The organism is Candidatus Zixiibacteriota bacterium, from assembly GCA_029860345.1.
Classification (GTDB): domain Bacteria; phylum Zixibacteria; class MSB-5A5; order GN15; family FEB-12; genus JAJRTA01.
The window spans coordinates 35,532-60,726 of record JAOUBJ010000001.1 but is presented as its reverse complement, the minus strand read 5'-3'; the positions used below and the strand labels follow the sequence as shown (position 1 = coordinate 60,726).

The 25,195-nt window shown below is 54.7% G+C and carries 18 protein-coding genes and 1 pseudogene; 15 read left to right on the top strand and 4 right to left on the bottom strand.

Annotated elements, in window-relative coordinates:
- Nucleotides 1-445: 445 nt before the first annotated feature.
- From OEV49_00185 to OEV49_00115, 15 genes and pseudogenes are all read left to right on the top strand, one after another.
- The gene (locus tag OEV49_00185) at nucleotides 446-1,093 is read left to right on the top strand and encodes a cytochrome c family protein (GenBank protein MDH3889475.1); all 648 of its coding nucleotides are present in this window, start codon (nucleotides 446-448) and stop codon (nucleotides 1,091-1,093) included.
- Nucleotides 1,090-4,053, top strand: a complete 2,964-nt coding sequence (locus OEV49_00180) for a TAT-variant-translocated molybdopterin oxidoreductase (GenBank protein ID MDH3889474.1) — start codon at nucleotides 1,090-1,092, stop codon at nucleotides 4,051-4,053. Before OEV49_00185 ends, OEV49_00180 begins: the two co-directional genes overlap by 4 nt.
- A gap of 119 nt (nucleotides 4,054-4,172) precedes the next feature.
- Nucleotides 4,173-5,426 carry a polysulfide reductase NrfD gene (nrfD, locus tag OEV49_00175; GenBank protein ID MDH3889473.1) on the top strand — a complete coding sequence of 418 codons (1,254 nt, stop codon included), beginning with the start codon at nucleotides 4,173-4,175 and terminating at the stop codon, nucleotides 5,424-5,426.
- Nucleotides 5,419-5,964 (top strand): DUF3341 domain-containing protein, encoded by a 546-nt coding sequence (locus OEV49_00170; protein MDH3889472.1) that lies wholly within the window; start codon nucleotides 5,419-5,421, stop codon nucleotides 5,962-5,964. Before nrfD (OEV49_00175) ends, OEV49_00170 begins: the two co-directional genes overlap by 8 nt.
- Before the next feature lie 47 nt (nucleotides 5,965-6,011).
- Entirely contained in the window at nucleotides 6,012-6,608 is a 597-nt protein-coding gene (locus tag OEV49_00165) for a cytochrome c (protein ID MDH3889471.1), read from the top strand.
- Entirely contained in the window at nucleotides 6,605-7,789 is a 1,185-nt protein-coding gene (locus OEV49_00160; GenBank protein ID MDH3889470.1) for a hypothetical protein, read from the top strand. The genes OEV49_00165 and OEV49_00160 overlap by 4 nt, the downstream gene beginning before the upstream one ends.
- Nucleotides 7,790-7,791: 2 nt before the next feature.
- Nucleotides 7,792-8,124 (top strand): hypothetical protein, encoded by a 333-nt coding sequence (locus OEV49_00155; protein MDH3889469.1) that lies wholly within the window; start codon nucleotides 7,792-7,794, stop codon nucleotides 8,122-8,124.
- 43 nt (nucleotides 8,125-8,167) lie between these two features.
- Nucleotides 8,168-9,067: a cytochrome c gene (locus OEV49_00150; protein MDH3889468.1), complete on the top strand. Its 900-nt coding sequence runs from the start codon at nucleotides 8,168-8,170 to the stop codon at nucleotides 9,065-9,067.
- Between the two features lie 21 nt (nucleotides 9,068-9,088).
- Complete coding sequence (locus OEV49_00145; GenBank protein MDH3889467.1) at nucleotides 9,089-12,718, top strand: nitrate reductase subunit alpha; 3,630 nt, start codon at nucleotides 9,089-9,091, stop codon at nucleotides 12,716-12,718.
- Nucleotides 12,719-12,737: 19 nt separating this feature from the next.
- A complete protein-coding gene (gene narH, locus OEV49_00140) occupies nucleotides 12,738-14,228 on the top strand; it encodes a nitrate reductase subunit beta (protein ID MDH3889466.1) in 1,491 nt (496 codons plus the stop codon).
- A complete protein-coding gene (narJ, locus tag OEV49_00135) occupies nucleotides 14,225-14,773 on the top strand; it encodes a nitrate reductase molybdenum cofactor assembly chaperone (GenBank protein ID MDH3889465.1) in 549 nt (182 codons plus the stop codon). The genes narH and narJ overlap by 4 nt, the downstream gene beginning before the upstream one ends.
- On the top strand, nucleotides 14,766-15,473 hold the full coding sequence (gene narI / locus OEV49_00130; GenBank protein MDH3889464.1) for a respiratory nitrate reductase subunit gamma: 708 nt from the start codon (nucleotides 14,766-14,768) through the stop codon (nucleotides 15,471-15,473). The genes narJ and narI overlap by 8 nt, the downstream gene beginning before the upstream one ends.
- A 157-nt stretch (nucleotides 15,474-15,630) precedes the next feature.
- A pseudogene (locus OEV49_00125) lies at nucleotides 15,631-16,893 on the top strand (MFS transporter).
- A 141-nt stretch (nucleotides 16,894-17,034) separates the two neighbouring features.
- Complete coding sequence (locus tag OEV49_00120) at nucleotides 17,035-17,442, top strand: DoxX family protein (GenBank protein ID MDH3889463.1); 408 nt, start codon at nucleotides 17,035-17,037, stop codon at nucleotides 17,440-17,442.
- A complete protein-coding gene (locus OEV49_00115) occupies nucleotides 17,426-19,042 on the top strand; it encodes a NarK/NasA family nitrate transporter (GenBank protein MDH3889462.1) in 1,617 nt (538 codons plus the stop codon). Before OEV49_00120 ends, OEV49_00115 begins: the two co-directional genes overlap by 17 nt.
- Nucleotides 19,043-19,270: 228 nt before the next feature.
- On the opposite strand, the gene OEV49_00110 is transcribed toward OEV49_00115, so the two are convergent.
- The 4 genes from OEV49_00110 to OEV49_00095 all read right to left on the bottom strand — a co-directional run bounded on the left by OEV49_00110 (nucleotide 19,271) and on the right by OEV49_00095 (nucleotide 25,080).
- Entirely contained in the window at nucleotides 19,271-19,879 is a 609-nt protein-coding gene (locus OEV49_00110) for a glutathione peroxidase (GenBank protein ID MDH3889461.1), read from the bottom strand.
- A gap of 558 nt (nucleotides 19,880-20,437) precedes the next feature.
- Nucleotides 20,438-22,744, bottom strand: a complete 2,307-nt coding sequence (locus OEV49_00105) for a molybdopterin-dependent oxidoreductase (GenBank protein MDH3889460.1) — start codon at nucleotides 22,742-22,744, stop codon at nucleotides 20,438-20,440.
- Between the two features lie 31 nt (nucleotides 22,745-22,775).
- Nucleotides 22,776-24,284 carry a polysulfide reductase NrfD gene (gene nrfD, locus OEV49_00100; protein ID MDH3889459.1) on the bottom strand — a complete coding sequence of 503 codons (1,509 nt, stop codon included), beginning with the start codon at nucleotides 24,282-24,284 and terminating at the stop codon, nucleotides 22,776-22,778.
- A gap of 4 nt (nucleotides 24,285-24,288) precedes the next feature.
- Nucleotides 24,289-25,080 (bottom strand): 4Fe-4S dicluster domain-containing protein, encoded by a 792-nt coding sequence (locus OEV49_00095; GenBank protein MDH3889458.1) that lies wholly within the window; start codon nucleotides 25,078-25,080, stop codon nucleotides 24,289-24,291.
- Between the last annotated feature and the right edge of the window lie 115 nt (nucleotides 25,081-25,195).

The following is a 25,195-nucleotide window of genomic DNA, read 5'->3' as shown; positions in this document are numbered from 1 at the left end:
TCGTCCGTGGTTCTTTCTCTGCAAAGCCTCCGGAGGTTCGCCTCCGGGGGCTGATTGGCATTGCGCATATCTGTCACTGCGCTGCCGCCTTTGGTCCCCGCTGACATAATAAGGTCCTGAATGTCATGGCCTTATGCAGTATCCCGCGCCTGTTTTTTTTGTTGCAGGCTTCAGCCGGACAGGCTATCGTCAGGGACATCTGTGCCGTCCAACCAATGGTATTTGTGTCTGGCTTGACTTTAGTCAAAGGATAAATTGGCTCCATGCCGTCAATTATCTCATTGACATTTAGAGCGAGTAACAGTAGGATAGATCATCGACTTTGTGGACCTGACATATAACTCGGGGACGCCGGTTGAAACCGGGGTGTCAGGCGGTCGCTACGAAGCAAATGATGGACTGGGAACGAAGACAGGTCCCGCTCCAAAAAACTTGAAGAACAGTTTTGCCACAAATATTTCCTGAGTGGATAAATAAACTGCCTCTTGTCGTTCTCGGCCTGGCCGTATTGAGTGGTGGCGCGGTCGTGGCCGGAATCTGGTACTTTGGATCACCGAGCCATACCGATGTAGGATATCGTCCCAATCAACCGGTTGCCTACAGCCACAAGCTGCACGCCGGTGATTTGGGAATAGACTGCCGCTATTGCCACGTATCGGTTGAGTCCTCGCCGGTGGCCTCGATTCCTTCGACGCAGATATGCATGAACTGCCACGCCCTGGTGGGGGTCAAGAGTGACAAGCTCAAGGCCGTGCGCTCAAGCTGGACAGATGGTACCGCCATCGAGTGGGTGCGCGTACACAAGTTACCCGACTATGCTTACTTTGATCACAGTCTGCACTTGCGAGCGGGTGTCGGCTGTTCAAGTTGTCACGGTCGGGTAGACCAGATGGAACTCATCACGCAGCGCCAGTCGTTGAGTATGGGCTGGTGTCTGGACTGCCATCGCGATCCAGGGCCACACCTTCGTCCAGCATCGGAAATCACAAACATGGCCTGGCAGCCGGGGCCGGATCAGATGACCTTTGCACACGAGATGATAACGGACAAAGCGTTGTCACCGCCTTCAGATTGCACAGGGTGTCATCGATGAAACAAAAACCATCCGCCAACGGCAAACATTACTGGCGCAGTCTGGACGAACGGGCCAATACACCTCAATTTAGGAAATGGGTCGAGCAAGAGTTTCCCCAGAGCGCCAATGAGATGGATAACGCCTGGTCGCGACGCAGTTTCCTGACTCTGATGGCGGCTTCGATGGCTATGGCCGGGTTGGCCGGTTGCCGCCGTCCGGTGGAAAAAATCGTCCCCTACTCAAAGGATACCGAATCTGTGACGCCGGGGTTGCCTAATTTTTTTGCTACCACCATGCCGCGCGGCAACTCAGCCTACGGAGCGATAGTGCAAAGCCATGAGGGGCGGCCCACCAAAATCGAGGGCAACGAACTGCATCCATCCACCCGTGGAAAATCAAGTCTTGAGATGCAGGCGGCCATACTTGATCTGTATGACCCCGACCGCTCACAACATCCGCTGCATGACAACCAGCCCGCGACATGGGATGATTTCATCGCAGCATGGTCGGAGCTGTCGACTGATCTGATCGGCGATGGCGGTGCGCGACTGGCTGTTCTGTCGGAGCCGTATTCTTCACCGACCATGGCCCGACTCAAGAAGCAATTCCAGGCCAGGTTTCCCCAAGCTACCTGGGTAGGCTGGGAGCCGGTTAGTGATGAGAATATTTATGCAGGCTTTGAACTGGCCGGCGGCAGCAGGTACCAGCCGGTTTATAATTATGATCAGGCTCAAGTCATCCTGTCTCTGGATGCCGATTTCCTGTTGACTGAGAGCGATTCTGTCACTGCCGCCGCTGGATTTGCTGCCGGACGTCACCTGGATACTGAACAGGATTCGATGAATCGCCTGTACGTAGTGGAGAGCCTTTTCAGCGTGACCGGCGCGTCGGCTGATCACCGATTGGCTCTGAAACCTGACCTGATTCCGGTCTTCGCCACGGCCGTAGCTGCGGCTTTACGGGACAACGGTGTACCGGTTGACGGTCAGATCACGATGGACTCGACCGAATTACCGGCTGCCTGTCGTGCCTGGGTGGCGCCATTGGCCGCCGATCTGGCCCAGGCCGGACCACGGTCACTGGTCGTTGCAGGGCGTCGTCAGCCGCAGGCAGTGCACGCGTTGGCCATGTATCTCAATGATCTCCTGGGCAGCGTCGGAAACACTGTCTCATATCTTGAGCCAAACGATGCCGTTCAATCCTCCAGTGATGGTCTGAAGACTCTCATTGATCGCATGAAGGGTGGGAGCGTATCAACACTGGTGATGCTCGGTGGCAATCCGGTGTATAACGCCCCGGTCGATCTTGCATTCGGTGAGGCGCTCAAAAAAGTTGCGACTTCGATCCACCTCAGCTCGCACCGAGACGAAACCTCGCGTGAAACTACCTGGCATATTCCGCGCGCCCACTTTCTCGAAAGTTTTGGCGACACAAGAGCGGCTGATGGTACGGTGGGGATGGTACAGCCTCTGATTGAGCCGCTGTTTGGTGGCAAGCCGGACATTGAATTTGTTTCTGCCCTAAATAGTGAAAAAAATAACAAGGGTTATGATCTCGTTCGTCAAACCTGGCAACAGGAGTGGGGCGGCGGTTTTGACGATCAGTGGTCGCAGGCGTTGCATGACGGCATCGTAGCTGACACAGGCTACGCAATTGCAGACCCCCAGGTGGCTCCCGGTCTGATTGCCGAAGCTCTGGCTGCATCCGGGAAGGGCAGCGGTTCAGACGAACTCCAGTTCGTCTTCCATGCCGACAACACTCTCAACGACGGTACCGGCGCCAACAACGGCTGGCTACAAGAACTGCCCGATCCGATCACCAAGTTATCCTGGGACAATGTGGCCACAGTCAGTCCGGCCACGGCACGACGCCTCGGCGTCAAGAATGAAGATATGGTCGACCTGACCCATGCCGGCCGGAGTATGAGCATGCCAATCTGGATCGTTCCCGGACAGGCTGACGACGTGGTCGGGCTGGCCCTCGGCTATGGCCGTACAGAATCTGGCAGGGTTGGCAACGGGGTCGGTTTTAATACCTATACTCTCAGAACTATGTCGGCCCTTCATTATGGCCATGACGTGTCACTGACGGCCACCGGCCGCGAGTACGAGTTGGCCAATACCCAGGATCACGGCAGCATGGAGGGCCGTCCGATTGTTCGTGAGGCGGATTTGGAAAAGTATCGAATTCTGCCGTCGTTTGCCAAGGCGGCGGTCGAGCATCCACCTCTCAAATCGTTGTGGAAGGAGCACGAATACGACAAGGGACACCAATGGGGGATGACCATCGATCTTACCAAGTGCACTGGCTGCAACGTTTGCACGATTGCCTGTCAAAGTGAAAACAATATTCCGATTGTCGGCAAGGCTGAGACTCGCATGGGTCGCGAGATGCATTGGATCAGGCTCGACCGCTACTTCGTAGGCGATGTTGATGATCCTCAGATAGTCCATCAGCCGGTCGCTTGTCATCACTGTGAGAATGCACCTTGCGAACAGGTCTGCCCGGTTGCGGCCACCGTTCATGATTCGGAAGGTCTGAATGCGATGGTCTACAATCGTTGCGTTGGCACCCGCTATTGCGCCAACAACTGTCCCTACAAAGTCAGGCGATTTAATTTCTTCCATCTTACCGAAAACATGCCCGAGGTCACCAAGATGGCCCAGAATCCCGACGTAACGGTTCGTTCACGAGGTGTGATGGAAAAATGCAGCTACTGCGCGCAGCGAATCACCGCTGCCAAGCGCACGGCCAAGCTGGAAGGCCGCCAGGTGCAGGACGGCGAGGTCAGCCCGGCTTGTCAGCAGGCTTGCCCCAGCGGCGCCATCGTATTTGGAGACATCAATGACCCCAAGAGTGAAGTGTCCCGTGTCAAATTGAACAAGCGCAGTTACGATCTGCTGGCGGAACTGAATGTCAAGCCCAGAACCTCCTACCTGGCCAAGGTTCGCAACCCTAACCCGGAGATGCCGAGTTGAGTTCAAGCACGGACCAAAGTGGCCCCGATGTTCTGGTGACGGGCAATCCGACTTTCGAGTCAATCACCGAGTCGGTCTGCCGCATCCCGGAAGCGAAAACGCCCACCGCCTGGAAGGTGATGTTCAGCACTTCACTTACGCTGGCCATCGGTTTTTTCGCTCTGATCGGCTATCTCTTTTGGGAAGGGATCGGCGTTTGGGGATTGCAGAACCCGGTCGGCTGGGGTTTTGCAATTGTGAATTTTGTTTTCTGGGTAGGTATCGGTCATGCCGGAACCTTGATCTCCGCCATTCTATTCTTGCTGCGTCAACGCTGGCGCACGGCGATCAACCGTTTCGCCGAGGCGATGACGATTTTTGCCGTCATCTGCGCTCTGATTTTCCCGACTATCCATGTCGGCCGCATCTGGGTGATCTACTGGACCATGCCCATTCCCAATCAGATGTATATGTGGCCCAATTTCCGTAGTCCGCTTTTGTGGGATGCCTTCGCGGTGGGGACATACTTTGCCTGTTCGTTTATGTTTTGGTATGTGGGGCTGATTCCCGACCTGGCCACCCTGCGTGATCGGGCCGTGGGCAAAATCAAGCAAGTGCTCTATGGTCTTTTCTCACTCGGTTGGCGCGGTGGTAATCGCCAATGGCGACATTATGAACTGGCTTACCTGGTTCTGGCCGGGCTCTCGACTCCGTTGGTGCTGTCCGTTCACAGTATTGTTTCGACCGACTTTGCAACCGCCGTCGTTCCGGGATGGCACACCACCATCTTCCCGCCCTATTTCGTGGCGGGTGCGATTTTTTCAGGCTTTGCCATGGTCATGACGCTGTCATTGATCGCGCGCTATGCCTTCAAGCTGCAGCACATCATCACGCAGAAAGTGCTCGAACGCATGAACATGATCATGTTGCTGACTGGTATGATGGTCGGCTACGCTTATGGGATGGAGTTCTTCATCTCATGGTACTCAGGCAACATGTACGAACAGTTTGCCTTCGTCAACCGCGCCTTCGGCCCTTATGCCTGGGCTTACTGGATAATGATCTCATGCAATGTATTCGTGCCGCAACTTTTCTGGTTCAAAAAACTGCGCAACCATCTGGTGGTGATGTTTATCGCATCGATTCTCATCAATGTAGGCATGTGGTTCGAGCGATTCGTGATCGTGATCACGCTGGCCCGCGATTACCTGCCGTCGGCGTGGGATTACTACAGCCCAACCTGGCACGATATCGGTTTGCTGATCGGATCGTTCGGTCTGTTTTTCACCATGTTCCTGTTGTTCCTCAGGTTCCTGCCGATGGTGGCCATGTCGGAGGTAAAAGCAATCCTGCCGCAGGCTGATCCGCACGCCAAGGGAGATGCCCATGTCTGATAGCAGCAAAAAAGTCTTCGGCATCCTGGCTGAGTTTTCAGGTTCGGACACTCTGCTGAAAGCAGCCGGGCAGATTCGCGGCGCAGGCTATTCGAAGTTTGATTGCCACTCACCGTTTCCCATTCACGGTATGGACAAAAGCATGGGTCTGGGTAGGTCCCCGTTGGGATATATGATAGGTATTGCCGGGCTGGCCGGATTGCTCGGCATCACTCTGTTCATTTACTGGGTGAGCGTGCTTGATTACCCGTTGATAATCTCGGGCAAGCCGCTGTTTAGTTACCAGGCCTTCATCCCCCCGATTTTCGCGATAACTATTCTCGCTTCAGCTATCATGGCGACCCTGGGAATGATAGCTCTTAACAAGTTTCCCCGGTTGCACCATCCGTTGTTTTCTTCCGAGCAGTTCAGGCGAGTGACCGATGGCGGTTTCTTTGTCAGTGTCGAGGCGGATGACCCCAAGTTCATTCAAGCGGAGACGGTAGCTTTGCTGAAATCGATAGGTGCCACCAATGTGGAGGTTGTAAAGAGCAAATGACACGGATGTGGCCACAATTGCGCGTGCTTGCGAAGGCGGGAGTATTCTTGCTGTCTCTTGTGGCAGTAATTCCGGGTTGCCATCGCGGCCGGCCGTCGCAGGATACGCCGATCCACGTCGTGCCGAACATGGATGATCAACCGAGGTACGAAGCCCAGGAAGCGGGACCGTTCTTTGACAATAACATGGCCATGCGAAAACCAATCGAAGGAACCATTGCGCGCGGACAACTCACCACAGACATGGTGTACAACACCGGATTCGTTGTTGACAGCCAATTGGTGAAGAAGTCACCGCTGCCGATCAGTATGCATCTTCTGAAACGGGGACAGGAACGATTCGACATTTTCTGTTCGCCCTGCCACGGCCGGGTGGGTGACGGCAAAGGCGTCATGAGCCAACGCGGCATGTTGCCGCCGCCGACTCTTCACGACGAACGGATGCGAAACATCGAAGACGGACACATATTCAACGTTATCACCAACGGCAAGAATAACATGGCGGCCTATCGTTTCCAGGTGCCGGTGGCCGATCGGTGGGCAATAGTCGCATACGTGAGAGCCTTGCAGCGCTCTCAGAATGCAACCGCGGATGATCTCCCGCCACCGCCGGTCGACACCACACAGCAGGACCGGACAGAATGAAACTTGACCAAAACACATTCAGGCTTACCGACAAAGGCAAGCTCGGCTCGGTGTCGTTAGTTATTGGTCTGATCGGACTGGCCGCTACTTCGCTGGGGTATTTTACCGACACGAAACAGTTCTATCATTCCTACCTGGTTGCTTTTGCGTTCTGGGTATCCATCGGCCTGGGTGGATTGTTTTTCACCATGTTGCATCATTTGGTCAACGCCGAGTGGAGCACAGTGCTCCGCCGCTGGTCGGAAAGCGTTGCCGCGACACTGCCGTTGATGGCCGTGTTTGCTATCCCCGTGCTGTTGGGGATGGGTGAATTGTATCATTGGAGTCATGTCGAGGTGGTGGCCAACGATGCCATCCTAACTCAAAAGGCGCCCTATCTCAACCCGACTTTCTTCGTGATACGATCCATCGGCTACTTTGTAATCTGGTCGATTCTGGCCTTGTCTCTCTACCGCACATCGCTCAAACAGGATAGCGGTCACTCAGCCTCACTGACTCAGAGATTCAGAAGAATCAGCGCGCCGGGCATGATACTGTTTGCTCTGACCTTGAGTTTTGCATCGTTTGACTGGCTGATGTCATTGGATGCACACTGGTATTCGACCATTTTCGGCGTCTATTTTTTCACCGGCAGCTTGCTGGCCGTTCTGTCATTCATGGTCCTCATAGGTATCCATCTGAGACGCCGATCGGTCTTGAACGAGGTGGTGACAATCGAACACTATCACGACCTTGGAAAACTGCTGTTCGGTTTTATCATCTTCTGGGCCTACATGGGCTTTTCACAGTATATGCTGATCTGGTATGCGAACATCCCCGAAGAGACCATTTGGTTCCATCATCGCTGGTATAGCGGCTGGCGCTGGGTCAGTCTGTTGATGATCTTCGGTCATTTTGTGCTTCCTTTTGTAGTGCTGATAACGCGGGCATCCAAACGCAACCTGATTGTGCTGGGCTCCATGGCCGTGTGGGTACTGCTTATGCGCTGGGTCGACCTGCACTGGCTGGTGTTCCCGACGCTGCATGAACACAGTCCGCACCTGTCGTGGATGGATCTCACATCCATAGTTGGCGTCGGTGGGATATTCGTTTGGTACTTCTGGCGAAAATACAGTTCACACCCGGTGATACCGATGGGCGATCCAAGTCTAAAGAACTCAATGAAGTTCGAGAATACTTAAGCATGAGTGACTCAAACGACCAAAACAGATCGTTGAATACAAGACGCGGTGTTCGTACGCGATCCCTGATCGTCATCACCTATGTCGCTGTGACTCTATTGGTGTTGGCCTTTGTCTGCCTGAACGAATATGTCGTATCGGTGCAGGACCAGGTGCGGTCGGGCCAGTCGCCCCCTCGGATTCCGCGGGAGTTGATCGATTTGCAGGGTAGAGAGGACGCGCTGTTGAACGCCCAGGAGCCACTTGACTCGGCCGGCACACATTACCGAATACCGATCGACCGCGCCATGGAATTGATGGCTGAAGAATCAACATCGCCCGGGTCGGGACGATGAGCAGGAAACACGAGACTGTGAGGTATACGCGATGAGTTCGCAGTTGAACAAAACAAAAAGCCCCAGGACGATCCGTTTTCTACGGTCGAGATTGGCCGGTTTACCCTTGGTACTCGCCGGAGCGTTGGTCCTTCTACTGAGCATGGCGCCGAGTGTCCGCGGCCAAATCGATATAGCCCAATACTTCAAACAGAACTGTGCAAACTGCCACTGGATCGGCGGCGGACGACTGGTCGGCCCGGATTTGAAAAACGTGTCGCAGAGGCAGGATCGCAACTGGATGATCCGATTTATTCTCGATCCCAAGTCGATGCTCGACGCGCAGGACCCGGTGGCCATGAAACTGAAAGACGAATCCAACGGCGCCCTGATGACCAATGTCCCGGGGATCACTCGCGCCAACGTCGAAGCGCTCCTGGATTTCATAGATGCCGAATCGGCCCTTGATTCCTCACAGTTTTTCGGTACGCCCAAAGCGCTGGAGCCTTTCTCCGACAGCGTGGCCGCTCTGGGGCTGGAGATATTTGCCGGCCGGAAGATGTTGGCCAAAGGCGGTCCGGCCTGTGTTTCATGTCATAGTGTCAACGCTTCAGGTTCCGGTCTGGGTGGCCAACTGGGGCCGGACCTGACCGGTATCTTCGGACGCCTCAACGGCCGCACGGCGCTTCAGGCCTGGTTGTCCTCACCGGCGACGGAGACTATGCGTTCGGTTTTCAAAGGCCACGAGTTAGATGCGGATGAAACCAGAGAACTGGCCATGTTCTTTGAGTCGGTGTCGGGGCAGGCTGAGTATGATCCCGACACATTCATCATCTGGCTGGCCGTCGTTGTTTGCGGCCTGGGTGGCGGTATTTTCGGTATGGTGGCCTTCGGCGGAATCTGGAGCAAACGGTTCCGCGCGGTCAGGCGCCCTCTCATTACTGAGTCAATAAAGAAGAGGTGACCATTGAGTAAGCATGGATCCATTCCCTGGATAAAAGATGAAATAGATCCCAAGCTGAGAAGCTGGGAAGAGTTCTACCGCAATCGCTGGCAGCATGACAAGGTGGTCAGGAGTACGCACGGGGTCAATTGCACCGGCGGATGCAGTTGGCAGATATGTGTCAAAGAAGGGATCGTAACCTGGGAAATGCAACAGCTTGACTATCCCTCCCTGGAAGCCTCGCTACCTCCCTACGAGCCTCGCGGCTGTCAACGCGGTATTTCGTTCTCATGGTATCTCTACAGCCCCTTGCGCGTGAAGTATCCCTACATTCGCGGCACTTTGCTGGACATCTACAAGCAAGCCCGCGATGAACACGAAGACCCGGTCAAAGCGTGGACGGCCATGGTCGAAGACCCCGAAGCGCGGGCGCGCTGGCAGACGGCGCGAGGAAAGGGTGGGTTCCGCAGGGCCAGTTGGGATACGGTGCTTGAGATCATGGCTGCGGCCAATATCTACACTATCAAGAAGCACGGCCCCGACCGAATCGCCGGTTTCTCACCCATTCCGGCAATGTCGATGATCAGCTATGCGGCTGGGTCCCGGATGCTCCAATTGATGGGTGGCATCTCGCTTTCGTTCTACGATTGGTACTGCGATCTGCCGCCCGCCTCTCCGGAAACCTGGGGTGAGCAGACCGATGTACAGGAGTCAGCCGATTGGTACAACGCCAAGATGCTGGCCGTGATGGGTTCCAACCTTAACATGACTCGGACGCCCGACTGTCACTTTGCCGCCGAGGCGCGCCACAACGGTTCCAAGATGTGGGTCTTCGCTCCGGATTTCAACCAAGTAGCCAAGTACGCCGACGAATGGGTGTCGCTCAATGCCGGACAGGACGGCGCATGGTGGATGGCCGTCAATCATGTCATTCTCAAAGAGTTTCACCACGAAAAAAAGACGCCTTACTTCATCGAATACACCAAGAAGTACACCGACGCTCCCATGCTGGTTGAGTTGACCGAAGGTGACGAGGAAGGCACCTACCGCCCGGGACAACTGCTTCGCGCTAACCGTCTCGACCCATACAAAGACGTCGAGAATGGCGACTGGAAGTTCCTCATGTGGGATGCCGCCGATCAGAAACCCAAGATGCCGATGGGCAGCGTGGGTCATCGCTGGGGCAAGGAGATGGGGAAATGGAACCTGACTTTGAAAGACGGTGTCGACGGCAGCAGTATTGATCCGGAACTGACCTTTCTTGATGCCAACGATGCAACCGTGTCGGTCAATTTCGATGACTTCGGTCAAGCCGATGAGTTCAACCGCGCCGTGCCGGTGAAGAGAATCACCACCCACTCAGGCGAAACTGTTTTGGTCACGACAGCCTACGATTTGCTCATGGCTCAGTATGGCGTCGCGCGCGGTCTCGATGGGTCCTACCCTTCGTCATACGACGATGACGCCCCGTACACGCCCGCCTGGTCGGAGAAGTATACCGGCATGAACCGTGATATGGTTATCCGCTTCGCACGCGAGTGGGCATCGACAGCCGAACACACCAACGGCAAATGCACGATAATTATCGGCGCTGGTATCAACCACTGGTACCACGCCAACTTGATGTACCGGGCCGGGATCAACGCTTTGATGTTCTGTGGCTGTATCGGCGTCAACGGCGGCGGCCTGGCGCACTATGTCGGTCAGGAAAAACTGGCTCCCGGCGAGTCGTGGGGTAGTATTGCACTGGCCAAAGACTGGTTCCCACCGTCACGGGTCCAGAATGCACCCAGCTGGCACTATGTTCACACCGACCAGTGGCGCTATGAAAAAGAGTTCACCGACTATCACACCGTGCCGCGTCAGCAGCCTGCGAACACGCTGGCCAAAGGGCATACCATGGACGTGCAGTCGCGCGCCGTGCGTAATGGCTGGCTGCCGTTCTATCCTCAGTTCAATAAGAACCCGATAGATGTCGTCAAGGATGCCAAGGCGGACGGCGCTGCCGACAACGACGAAGTTGTCAAGAAGGTAGTGTCACAACTGAAGTCAGGCGATTTGAAGTTCTCCGTCGAGGACCCGGACGCACCGGAAAACTGGCCGCGCGTCTGGTATATCTGGCGCGGTAACGCGTTGATGTCCTCCTCCAAGGGGCATGAGTACTTTTTGAAACACTATCTCGGCACCCACACCAACACCATTGCCGAAGATATGGCCGAGGAATCCGTCAAAGAGATCAAGTGGCATGAGCACGCGCCGCAAGGAAAGATGGACCTTGTCGTAGACCTGAACTTCCGCATGGATACCTCGGCGTTGTACTCGGATATCGTTTTGCCCGCCGCAACCTGGTACGAGAAGGCCGACTTGAACTCCACCGACATGCATAGCTTCATTCATCCCTTGTCCGAGGCGGTACCGCCATGTTGGGAATCGAAAAGTGATTGGCAGATATTTCAGGCCATAGCCAAGAAATTCTCCGAGTTGTCCGAAAAACATTTCCCCGAACCGGTCGAAGACCTGGTTGCGGCGCCGTTGGCTCACGATTCTCCGGCAGAGATTGCGCAGCCTGAGTTGAAAGACTGGAAGAAGGGAGAGGTCGAGCCGATCCCCGGCAAAACCATGCCGAACCTGAAAGTGGTCAAACGACAATACAAGGACCTCTACCAGCAGCTGATATCGTATGGTCCCAATGTCCGCAAGGCCGGATTGAGCGCCCACGGTACACAATACCAGATTGATGATGTGTATGAGGAAGCCCTGACGCGCTTACCGACCGAAAGTTGGAACGGCGGAACATATTTGTCACTCAAGAATGACGCCGATGTCTGCAACATCATCCTGGAGTTTGCCAGTGTAACCAATGGCGAACTGGCCTACCGCTCTTATCAGAACATGGAAAAGAAAGTCGGCCTGCCGCTGGTGCATCTGGTTGAGAAGTATCGGTCGGTACGGGCCACCTACAAAGGTATCCAGGCTCAACCCCAGCGATTCATCAACAGCCCGATGTGGTCCGGACTGATCGAGGAAGGGCGCGCATATTCGCCGTTCACATACAATGTCGAAGCGTTGGTGCCGTGGCGCACTCTGACCGGACGTCAGCATTTCTACCTGGATCATCCGATGTATCTGCAATTCGGTGAACATTTGCCTACCTATAAACCGAAACCACTTCCAACACAGTATTCGGACCTGCGTTTTGACAAGGAGGCAGGTGCGTCTAAGATGCTGAACTACCTGACACCGCACGGCAAGTGGCACATTCATTCGACATACGGCGACAACCAGCGCATGACGACTCTGTCGCGCGGGGTGGAGCCGCTCTGGATGAACGTTAAGGATGCCGAGGATATCGGTGTGGTCGACAACGACTGGGTCGAAGTGCACAACGACCACGGTGTCGTGGTCACTCGCGCCGCCGTCAGTGCTCGCATACCCCCGGGCGTGTGCATCCAGTATCATTCGCCGGAGCGCACATACTCTGTGCCCAAGTCTCCTCTTCGCAAAGGCCGTCGCGCCGGTGGGCACAACAGTCTTACCCGCACGCGGCTAAAACCGAATTTTATGGCCGGTGGTTACGGCCAATTTACATATCACTTCAACTACTGGGGGCCGATCGGTTGCAACCGTGACACCCACATACTGGTGCGCAAACTTCCCCAGTTGATCTGGTAGCAGATAAGGAGTCTATAGCATGAATGTGCGTTCGCAAATATCAATGATGTTCCATCTGGACAAGTGCATCGGTTGTCACACTTGCAGTATTGCCTGCAAAAACATCTGGACCGACCGCAAAGGCACCGAGTACATGTGGTTCAACAATGTCGAAACAAAACCGGGCACGGGATATCCCACCAAGTGGGAGGACCAGGACAAATACAAAGGCGGTTGGGAAAAGAAAGGAAACAAGGTCCAACTCAAATCGACCGGACCGGCGCGGCTGATTCCAAATATATTTCACAATCCCAATCAGCCCAGCATGGACGACTACTACGAACCCTGGACCTACGACTACCAGAATCTCTTCAATGCTCCCCAGGGGGACGACCAGCCGACAGCGCGTCCCATTTCGATGGTCACCGGTGAACATATCGATGTCGAAGCCGGTCCCAACTGGGATGATGACCTCGGAGGATCGCCGCTGTATGCGGAGAACGATCCCAACCTTGAAGGTCTGACCGAGGAGCAGCGTAAGCAGTTGTTTGCCGTGCAGCAGTTGGTGTTTTTCTATCTCCCGCGCATTTGCAACCACTGTTTGAACCCGGCCTGTGTAGCTTCGTGTCCATCGGGTGCGCTTTATAAACGTGGCGAGGACGGAATCGTGCTGATCGACCAGAGCCGCTGCCGGGCCTGGCGCTCGTGCATCTCAGCCTGTCCCTACAAAAAGACCTACTACAACTGGTCAACGGGGAAATCGGAAAAGTGTCTCCTGTGCTATCCACGAATTGAGACCGGACAGGCGCCGGCTTGCTTCCATTCATGCGTGGGTCGCATTCGATATCTCGGTGTGCTGCTCTATGATGCCGACCGGGTCGAGGAAGTTGCGGAGATGCCGCAGGACGAGCTGATTGAAGGACACCGTTCGATGATTCTGAATCCATCAGACCCGGAAGTAATCGCGGCAGCACAACGGTCCGGCATTCATGATTCGGTAATCAAGTCGGCCCAGGCTTCACCCGTTTACAAGTATGTTAAGGAATGGAAGATGGCCCTGCCGCCGCATCTGGAATTCAGGACTCTCCCGATGTTGTTCTATGTGCCGCCGATGTCGCCGGTGATTGCTACCGACAAGGACAACACGCTTAAAAGTGTATCCGATGATTTGTTCCATGACATCGACGAATCACGGGTCCCCATGAAGTTCCTCGGCAACCTTCTGGCCGCCGGGCAGACCGGCAAAGTTGCCTACGCCCTGCGCAAACAGAAAGCGGTGCGCTGGTATCGAAGGTCGCTCACCGTCGGTGATGTTTCCGCCGAAACCGTAGACCGGATGCTTCACGAAGCTGATTGTACGCGGGAACAGGCCGAAGAGATTTACCGGCTCACTTCGCTGTGTACCTTTGAAGACCGGTTTGTAATCCCACCGTCGCATCGTGAGGAAGCTATCGAGGCGCTCACCGATCCACATGTTCGCAGGCAGGAAGCAGGCTTTGGATTCACTTCCGGCCCCAGGAGGGGATTGTGAACGATCATGTCACCAACAATATCTATGAAAGCCTCGGTCGCTTGCTGAAGTACCCGGAGACCGATCAGACCTTGCGCCTGGACGATTGTGTCAGCGGCCTTGATAGGGCCGACTCGACTGCGCTGGACCCGGTGCGGCGATTCGTGGAAGGTATTCGAGATGCCTCGCTTGAACAGATGCAGGAGCTGTACACCCGCACCTTTGATATCAATCCGGTTTGCGCCCTGGAAGTCGGCTGGCATCTCTTTGGCGAACGATACGAACGAGGTACTTTCATTGTCAAAATGCGGCAGACACTTCGTCAGCTTGGTCTGACCGAATCGGCCGAGCTGCCGGATCATCTGCCCCATGTTCTTGAGGCTTTAGGTAAAATGGACGCTGACGAAGCGGGTGAGTTTGCCTCGATGTTTGTCCTGCCGGCGGTTGAGAAAATGCTGGCGGGATTCGAAGGTAAAGATAATGTGTACTCGAATGTGCTTGATGGCATTTGTCGGGAGATAAAAAGCCGACACAATCTATCGGCACAAGGAGTGAATAATGGGTAGTTTCTTAACAGATTATAACCAGCTGCTGTTCGGAGTTCTGCCGTACATGGCGCTGTTCGTTTTCTTCCTGGTAACGATACAGCGTTATAGAGCTCAGTCGTTCAGTTACTCCTCGCTGTCATCGCAGTTTCTCGAAAACCAATTCCACTTCTGGGGCATGGTTCCTTTTCACTATGGAATCCTGACCATTCTGACCGGTCACCTTGTGGCCTTTCTGATACCGGAGCAACTGCTGGCCTGGAATCGGGTGCCCTGGCGTTTGTTCGTGCTGGAGATTTCTGCTCTGATATTCGCGGTGCTGGCCTTGGTTGGCCTGGTGAATCTGATCGTAAGACGGCGCAAGTACAGCAAGATAAACGAGGTCACGTCCGTATCAGACTGGATTCTCCTCATCATGCTGGCTGCGCAAGTCGCGATAGGTATCTACATCGCGGTTGTCTATCGCTGGGGATCGTCGTGGTATGCAACTTCCATGACGCCGTACCTCTGGTCACTGGTGAAATTTAGTCCCAATGTGACGTATATGAGCGGGATGCCGTGGATGGTCAAGCTGCACGTGGTGTTGGCTTTTGGGCTGGTCACGTTTTTCCCGTTCACACGCCTGGTGCATATACTGGTGGTTCCCAATCCGTACCTGTGGCGCCGGACCCAGGTTGTTAGATGGTACAAAGATCGGCGCAAAGCGCGCCTCACGACATAATTGGATCGTGGTTCCATTATGACTTCCTGCCGCAGCAGGTCAAGTCAGTTCTACATAATAGAACCTGGCCGTCATTAGCAACGGCCGGGCGTGACTGGCACTGAGATTGACAATCGGCCAACTGAAGCGAACTTGGTCAACCTGATGGAGAAGAAGAATGGAGATTAGAAACAAGGCAACACGGATCAATTTATTCAGCTATTCGACGAGGCAGATGCGTGCCTTCCACACCACCTGGCTGTCGTTCTTCCTTTGTTTCTTCGCCTGGTTTGGTATTGCGCCGTTGATGGCTGTGGTCAGGGACGAACTGGGTCTGACCAAGACACAGATCGGAAATACTATCATTGCCTCGGTGGCTATCACGATAGTGGCTCGGCTGGTCATCGGGTGGCTCTGCGACCGCATCGGACCCCGACGTACATATACCTGGCTCTTGATGCTGGGAGCGATTCCGGTGATGGGTATCGGGTTTGCGCATGACTACACTACTTTTCTTCTGTTCCGTCTGGCCATCGGCGCTATTGGCGCCTCCTTTGTGATCACCCAGTATCACACGTCGGTTATGTTTGCGCCCAACTGTGTCGGCACGGCCAATGCAACCAGTGCCGGGTGGGGTAACCTCGGGGGCGGCGTCACACAGATGGTCATGCCTTTGATCTTCGCTGCTTTTGTCGGGCTTGGGTACAGCGATTTCTGGAGTTGGCGCCTTTCGATGGTAGTGGCGGGAGCCGTCTGTTTCCTGGCCGGTATCGCATACTATTTCCTGACTACCGATCTTCCCGACGGCAATTTCAAGGAACTTCGCGCCAAAAAGGAAATGCGCGACAGCAAAGGGACCAACGGCACATTCATGCTGGCGGCAAAAGACAAGCGAGTGTGGGCGCTGTTTATTATCTATGCCGCATGTTTCGGGATCGAGCTGACAATTAACAACATGGCCGCACTGTACTACAAAGATTATTTTGGACTGGGTCTGGCCACAGCCGGTCTGGTGGCCGGTCTGTTCGGATTGATGAACATCTTCGCCCGCACTATGGGTGGAATCATCGGTGACAGGTTCGCTCTCAAAGGGGGGCTGAGGGGGAGGGTGAAATGGCTCTTCATCGCGCTGGCCGTTGAGGGAGTTGCCCTGATGATCTTCTCCCGGATGACTGTTCTGCCGTTGGCTATCGCTGCCATGATCGGGTTCAGCCTTTTCGTACAGATGTCGGAAGGGGCAACCTACTCGGTGGTTCCTTTTATAAGTAAGAAGGCGCTTGGTTCAGTGGCCGGTATCGTCGGAGCCGGTGGGAACATGGGAGCGGTAGCGGCCGGATTCCTGTTGAGGGTGGATGCATTAAGCTGGCCCAACGCGCTGCTGATTATGGGTGGTTTGGTTTTGGTTTGCTCCTTCGCTACATATATGATATCATTCTCACCAAGTCATGAAACTGAAGCCAAGTCCGAGTATGAACAAGCCCTGCGGGATCGTGCCGCCACAGCTAAGGCGACACCGAGGAAACTCAGGGTACCGCAACTGGCCTCAATTATGCAGACTTTCAGCCCAATGACGGCGTTGCGCATGTACCTGGGTGGAGCACTGGTTATCCAGGGGATTTACTTTGTGTTGAACATGCAGGAGATAGAGGCAATGGTGGGCAGCATTGGCCTGTTGGAGAACGTACTCGCCTGGTATGTGGTTTTCGTTCATATTATAGGCGGTTTTGCACTGCTCGTGGGATTGGGCACACGTATCGCATCGGCGCTAAACGTAACGGTCTTGATTGGCGCGGTCGTTTTCGTCCATTCGGCCGACGGCCTGTTTTCGGAAAGCCGGGGCCTGGAGTTTTCACTGTTCGTCCTGTTCGCCCTGCTTTTGGTGTTGTGGAAAGGGGCAGGCAGAGCCTCGATAGATCATTTCTTGAAACCGCAAATAGAACCCGCTTTAGTCGTGGAAAAGGAGAAGTGTCTGGATGGCTACAACGCTTAATCGTTGGGATGTAGAGGACCAGTCATTCTGGGAAAGCACGGGCAAGAGCATTGCCAATCGAAACCTGTGGATATCGATTCCCAATCTTTTGTTGGGCTTTGCCGTCTGGATTTACTGGGGTGTCATTGTCGGATTAATGCAGGGGCTGCACGACATCGATCCCAGCCTGTTCAATTTCAGTTTTGGCAATGACGGTGTTCCGCTGACCGGTGACGCCTACAAAGCTCTTTTGTACACGCTGCCGGCCGTGGCAGGACTCGTCGGGGCGACGACACGGATACCTAATTCTTTCATGATTGCGATCTGTGGCGGCCGCAACGTCAAATTTATGACCACGCTGTTGTTGATTCTACCCGCCCTGGGTACCGGCTTGGCTCTCAAGGACCCAAGTACGAGCTTCCTGACCTTTATTGTTCTGGCCGCGCTTTCGGGTATCGGTGGCGGAGCGTTTGCCTCGTCTATGTCCAATATCAGTTTCTTCTTCCCGAAACGGATGCAAGGTTTGACCCTCGGACTCAACGCCGGGATAGGCAACCTTGGCGTGGCTGTAATGCAGGTAACGATTCCGTTCATTATCACGGTAGGCGTCTTTGGCGGTGAGTCTCATCTGTTGCGCCAAAGCCCTATCTGGATTCAGAACGCGGCGCTGGTTTGGGTGCCGGTGCTGGCGGTTTTCGCAATTCTCGCTTTCTTCTTCATGAACAACCTGCCCCAACACAAATGCGGTTCCACGCCGGTTGCGGTAGGTAAGTACCTGTGGTTGGAGATACTCGGCTATGCCGGCGGTACAATCGGGGTCGTCTGTCTGATCACGCCGTGGGGCGGTTTCCCGATTCTGTTGAAGATTCTGGTGGTGTTGGTCATTGCGGTGATCTGTACGCTTGTCCTCATGAGGTATCTGACTCCGAAGGAGACCAAGGACAACCTGGTCGGCCAGTTTGCGATTTTCAATAATAAACACAACTGGGTGATGACCTGGCTCTATATTATGACCTTCGGATCGTTCATCGGTTACGCCAATGCCTTCCCCAAGCTGTTGAAGGATGTATTCGGATACATTCGCGTGGGTCCTGAAGGCCAACAACTGGCCGAGGCTATTGTCAACCCCAACGCGCCGGACATTCTCAAATTCGCCTTCCTTGGCGCCGCCATGGGCGCTGCTATTCGCCCGCTCGGCGGATGGCTATCCGACAAACTGGGTGGAGCGCGCGTCACCCACTGGGACACACTGATTATGATCTTCGCCGCATTAGCCTGCGGATACACGGTCAGTCTGGCCAACAGTTCACCGACACCGGAACAGTACTTCATACCGTTTCTGTTGTTGTTCATCGTGCTCTTTGCCACTACCGGTATCGGCAACGGTTCCACCTTTCGCATGATTGCAATCATCTTCCCAAAGGACCAAGCCGGGCCGGTTCTGGGATGGACCTCGGCAATCGCGGCCTATGGAGCCTTCCTGATTCCCAAGATTTTCGCCACCCAGATCAAGTCCGGAACTCCTGAATATGCGCTGTACGGATTCGCCGGATACTATCTGAGTTGTCTGCTTGTCAACTGGTGGTACTATGCCCGGAAGAATGCAGAAATAAAATGCTGATCTGATGGACCCTGCGCAAGTGGTGCCTTAGCAGGGCGGAACCCTCTTAGTGGTTCCGCCATTGGGTGCCGCCAGGCGACTCGCCTGACAGCTACCTGACACTCGATGGACCCCGGCTTGAGTCGGGGTCCTTTTTTGGGAGGGCGGGTCTGTCCGCAGCACTGCCATGATCGGCGGGTCCACGCCGCGGCGCGCAGGCGAAGACGGACCCACCCTACGAGATTGTTGCTACAACAGTTTCCGAATCTCGCCCACAAGCTTTTCCGACAAAGGTTCCACACCGGAATCATACCGCGAAATCAAATTACCCTGTCTATCCAAAAGCATCTTCGAGAAGTTCCACTTGATCTCACCCTGCACAGATGAATTCTCGGTGAGTTCAACGAATAACGGATGCTTATCGTCGCCAGCCACACTCACTTTGGCCATGATCGGAAAGGAGATGTCGTAGGTTTTCTTGCAAAACTCGATAATCTCGGCATTGGTACCCGGTTCCTGTCCGCCGAAGTTATTGGCCGGGAATCCTATCACTACAAAGCCGCTGTCTTTGAAACTGCGATACAGTTTCTCAAGGTCGGTATACTGCGGCGTGTAGCCGCACTTGCTGGCAACGTTGACCAACAACACTACCTGGCCGTCAAAGTCGGCAAGACTGGTGGTGTTGTCGGTAATCGTTTGAAAGGGGATGGACCTGTAATCCACGGCCGTCTTCTGTGAAACCTCCATGTCTGCCGACTCCGTGTTCTCGCCTTCGGCGCCGGTGTCGGACTTCTTGCTGCAGGCTGATCCTACCAATAACATAAGTACTGTGGCCAGACCAAGGGTTTGTATAGTCATGATCTCTTCGCTCCTTCCGATGTCCTTGAGCAGGGCACCTCGTTTCATAATCTGTCAGGTACTATCAGTGGAAACGATGTGGAGCTGGATTCGGTTCCCCGACGACGACGGCTGTCCATAGTAGAGAGTGAGTATTGGGGCGTCTCCGGACCCGGTTTTGTCGGCAGGTCTGTGGGGCGTGGGTGCCCCACAGCTTGCTGTGGGAAGTCGTAGGGGTATGAACCGTTTCTGGTTCTGCTGCTTACCAATGGCGGGTTCACGCCACGGCGCGCAGGCGAAGACGGACCCGCCCTACAAGCTGTTGTGAAACCTGCCCTGCAAGCTCACACCTACCGGAGCATTGTGTGTCACCCCGGATTCCTTTCTGCCACCCCAGCTTCCTTTCTGTCACTCCCGCCTCTTTTCTGTCACTCCCACCTCCTTTCTGTCACCCCCGCTTCCTTTCTGCCACCCCCGCTTCCTATCTGTCACCCCCGCGAAGGCGGGGGTCCATCTTCGGCTTTGATCCGACACTACCACGGATGGATGGCCGCGAAGCGCAAAAAACAGGCTTGCCTGCTACGTCTTCTCCACCTGAACCACCGTATCCATCCAGCACATGGAGCCGCTGATGGGATCACCCACCCTGGGTATTATGAGGTTGACATGCTCACCATTGTCTTGCCACCACTTGTTGTCGCAGTCCGTTTCCGACCTATGCACACTGCTCTTGCCGCCACCGGCGTATACACCATGCGCCCAGTGCCCGGCGTGGTGGGCTATGGCAATTGCGCCCGGGTGCACTCCTTCAGTTACGTTGGCCGTGGTGACGATCTCGCCGATTGCAGATTTCACTCGAATGCTGTCGCCATCGCGGATACCTCTTTTGGCGGCCGTCTTTGGATTTATCCAGGCCGGGTTTTTGTGGAATAGTTCTGTCAACCACTTGCAGTTTTGAGTTCGTGAATGAGTTTGCACCGGTACTTTGAAAGTAGTCAGGATCAAATCATCATCGCTCATCTCCTCGTGGGCGGGGATCGGCATCCAGGCTGGGATGGCATCAAAACCAAGCCCGGCCAGCCGGTCCGACTTGATAGTAACATGACCCGGCTCGGTAGCAGTTACCGCTGCTTCGGTGTCATGCCAGATGCCGTGTGCTTTCATATACTCAAATCCACCCGCTTCCTTTACGCCATCGGTGTTGTTAATCGTCTCGCGCACGAATTCTTCTGTTGTGGTGAAACCCAGGTTGAGACCGAGACGTTCGGCTATCTCAAGAGTGACATCACAGAAATTACGTGCCTCACCCAGCGGCGCATGCATCGGTTGGCGGATATAGTATTCCGGAATATCATCGGGTGAGGTAGTGCCGTGCAGGGTCCAGCGTTCCAGATAGGTAGCGTCGGGCAGCACCAGGTCGGCCAGTTCCGATGTTTCACTCAGAACCACATCGACGGCCACTAAAAACGGAATCTTCTCCTCGTCGCGATAGGTTTTCGCATTCTCTTTACAGTTACCGTTGGAGAAGACCGGATTGTGACAATAAACCAGGTAGATATCCGGTCGTTCCGGTCCTTTCTCGATCATGTCAAGTATCTGATGTGAGACACCATAGTCCGGGATGGCGTATTTGTCTTTTCGACCCTGGAACAAATCCATGCTCTTGGGTCGTGGGTCCGGCTGAGGAAAAGGAAAGGCATAGTTCCACCGAGGTCGTGAGCCGCGCGTACCGGTAAGAGACAGGACACCCGAAAGCGCCCGCAACATATAAACGGCCCGTTGGGTCTGGACACCGTTGTGGTGCATAAAGGCGCCGCGCGAACTGGTGACATGGTTGGGCTGGTTGGAGCCGAACTCACGAGCGATCAAGCGGATCTTGTCGGCCGGGACAGTGCTGATCTGCTCGGCCCATTCGGGTGAGTACCGGTCCAACTCCGCGGTCAATTCGGCCGGTGAGATATTGGCGTGTTTCTCGATGAAGTCCTTGTCGTACAGACCGGTCCGGATCAATTCATGACACAAGGCCAGCACCACCGCCTGATCGGTGCCCGGCTTGATAGGAATCCACTCGGTCCCTTTGGCTGCCGTGTTGGACAGGCGAGTGTCGAAAACATACATCTTGGCGCCGCGAGCCAGGGCTTCCGTATAGTTTCTTATCCGCGGTATGAAGCCGAAACCGGCATCGAAAATACTGGAGCCAAAGAGAAGGATTGTTCTGCACTCCTTAATCGAAACGGCCGGTGAAGTATGACCCATGAGACTGCCGGCGATACTACCCGCATTGACACAGATCGAGTTGTGATCGCCGATTGAGTCCGTGCCGTAGGCCTGGCAGAAATAGTAGATGTTGAGCAGCCAGTCGCTGCCGACCATGCGGCCATAATGAAAGAGATATTTCTCAGGCGTGCCTTCATCGCGCAAAGTTCTCAAGCCCTTAACCTGGCGTCCGGCAATTTCTCCGCCCTCGACCAAAAGAGTGAGAGCTTCGTCCCAGGATATCTTCTTCCATTTGCCTTCGCCACGCTTGCCGACCCGCACCATGGGATGAAGCAGTCGGTCCGGATTGTAAACTTGATTGATGCCCGCTTGACCGCGCGCGCATATCTTGCCCTGGTTGGTAGCGAAGAGCGGATTGCCTTCGATCTTTACCAGCCTGCCATTTTCAAGATAGCCGACATTGGCGCACGAGTTGACACATTGCCAGCAGGCCGATGGGACAGCTTTGCGTTCACCGTTTTCCACCAGTGAAAAACTTCTCCCGCCGCCGGCGAGTTCAAGGTTGCCCTCCAGGCTTGATGGTTGTCCGAAAACAGTGTCCATCCCCAGCAGGCTGCTGGAACCGAGCGCGGCCAGCTTTAGGAATTTTCTTCGATCTGTAGTACTCATTATATATCCACCTGTTTTTTCAAAGTCGTGTTTAGTGCTGTACTTTTGATTTTCCCTCAGGCTCCCTTGGCGTAATGTCTATCAAACAGTTGGCCATAGGAATCACCAACAGAAAGACAATACCCGTGAGCCACTTGACCGGTCCAAAATCGCCTTCGCGAGTAGCAACACCCCAGGCTATCATCAGTAGTCCGCTTATCAGCGACAGGACCATTACCACTCGTCGGGCCGAGGGGCGATCTGTAAGGTGTGTTGCCGAGACTTGCTCGGTCACGACCGGTAGCTCAAACAATGGGAGCAATCTCAAAAGGAAAACCAGGATGAGGGCGGCCACAACATACGAGCCCAGCGTCACCACCCACTCGGTGTAGGTAGGCGTATACTCGAACGATGGCCGAGCCATGGGCAGATTCGCCTGGTATTGGGTCGGGACGACGATCAGATAGCGCTTGACCCACATAGCGACGTTTATCAGGACTGCCGACATTGCTGTTAAGCCAATGTGAACATAGTTCCTTTTCACCGATTGAACGAGCAAATAGACAAACGGCAGGATTAGCCCCAGGCTGGTAGCTGTCCAAAACGATACGGCAAAACGACCGGTTAACAAAGAATCTGAAACCGCCCTCTCCGATTCCATTGGAAGGTACTGCGAGGTCAGTTGTTCACTCAAAATGAAGTAGAGATACAGGAAGACTACAAAAGTCAGGAAGGCGCCGAACGCTTTGAACAACTGATCGGTAAGCAGTTGCTGCCAGGCGAAAGTTTTGCGCAGGAGGGCGGCAATAACGATAATAGCCGAGAAGCCCGAGACGATGGCCCCCAAAACGAAGTAGGGCGCCTGAAGCGGGTTGTACCATCCGGCTTGCGCCGAGATCATGCCGAACAGCAAGCCGTACACCGAGTGCACCGAGACCATGATCGGGATCAGGATTAGGGCCATCCAAAAAAGCGTTCGTTCGTGGCGCGCTCGTTGATCACTGCTGTCGGTGTAACCGAAGGTCAGAAACCTGTAGAGCTTCCCAAACCTGTCGGTAATGTTTGACATCGACCATAGGTCTCGCCGCATGGACAGGTACAAGTAAACAGAACTGGCCAGGAAGTAGGTCGTGAACACGGTCATCGACCAAACCATAGGGGAATGCCACTTGCCGTAAAGGACGACATTCAGGATGAATCGATCAGGTCGGCCGACATGCAGCAAGAGGTTGGCCACGGCCATGACGAGTGCGATCACCGTGACAAGTTCCGCCAGCCGGGCGATATTGCGATAACGATCCAGATGCAGGACCCGCACCGCAGCCGAGATTGCAATCCCGACATGGCTGATGCCGATAATATGCACCGTGTTGGCCACGAGAACACCCCAGGTGGCGCTGTAAGTATCGATGCCGAGCGTAGTGAGTCCCTCCGAAAGGATGCGCCAACAATGATACAGCCAGTAGGCCGCGCAGGCGGTCAACATAATGCTCACTATGTTGCTGCCTCTGTACTTGCCGACAATCGGTTTGATGTGCGTCTCCAAAGATAATGCCTTCATGGTGTCATTCTCCTTCACTCACGAGAGTGGCTTCCGGCCGGTTCTGATCCTCTTTGAACAAGTGTGGTTTCCCACCTTTGTAAAAGACCGACGGACTGGTGCCGAACTCAGGCAGAAGCGGCTCCGGTTGCTCACTCTCATACTTCTTATGAACGTCGCTGTCGGCATCGTTCAGATCGCCGAACAGGCGCGCTCCGGCCGGACAAGTGTTCACACAGGAGGGCACGACACCGTTGTCCACACGATGTGCGCAGAGGTTACACTTGTCGACCGTTCCGTGGGTGCGGGCCGGATATAGTTGTTCACCGTCAGAATCATGTCGAGGATTGAAGTAGCGGGCATTGTAGGGACAAGCCACCATACAGTAGCGGCAGCCGATGCACCTGGATTTATCGATGTTGACCAGACCGTCGGGCCGCTTAACCGTCGCACCCACAGGACAGACTTTCAAACAGGCCGGTTCTTCACAATGGTTGCACAGACGCGGCAACATATATCGTGTCACCTGAGGGTACCGGCCGTCTTCACGTTCTGAGACCCATGACCGAAAGCCGCCCAATCGGACGCCATTTTCGGATTTGCAGGCAACCGCACAAGACTTGCAGCCAATGCAACGGTCCAGGTCTATCACCATGGCCAGGCGCCGACCTTTGGCCGAGCGCACGGCATCACTTGCAGCCAGCGCTCGCTCGGCGGCGGTACCGGCGGCCATCGCGGCCATCGCCACACCACCCGCTTTGATAAGCTCTCGGCGAGACAACTCAGGCAGGTTTTCTTTGGGGGTTTTTGAGGGCATGCGTAATAAGTCTCCATTTGCTGACTCCGGCTCACGTCGCCGGCAAGAAGTCAATGCCTTCCAGAGCAGTCAGTTAATGAGACTTCACTTAATCTTGTATACGGCAAAGTGGATG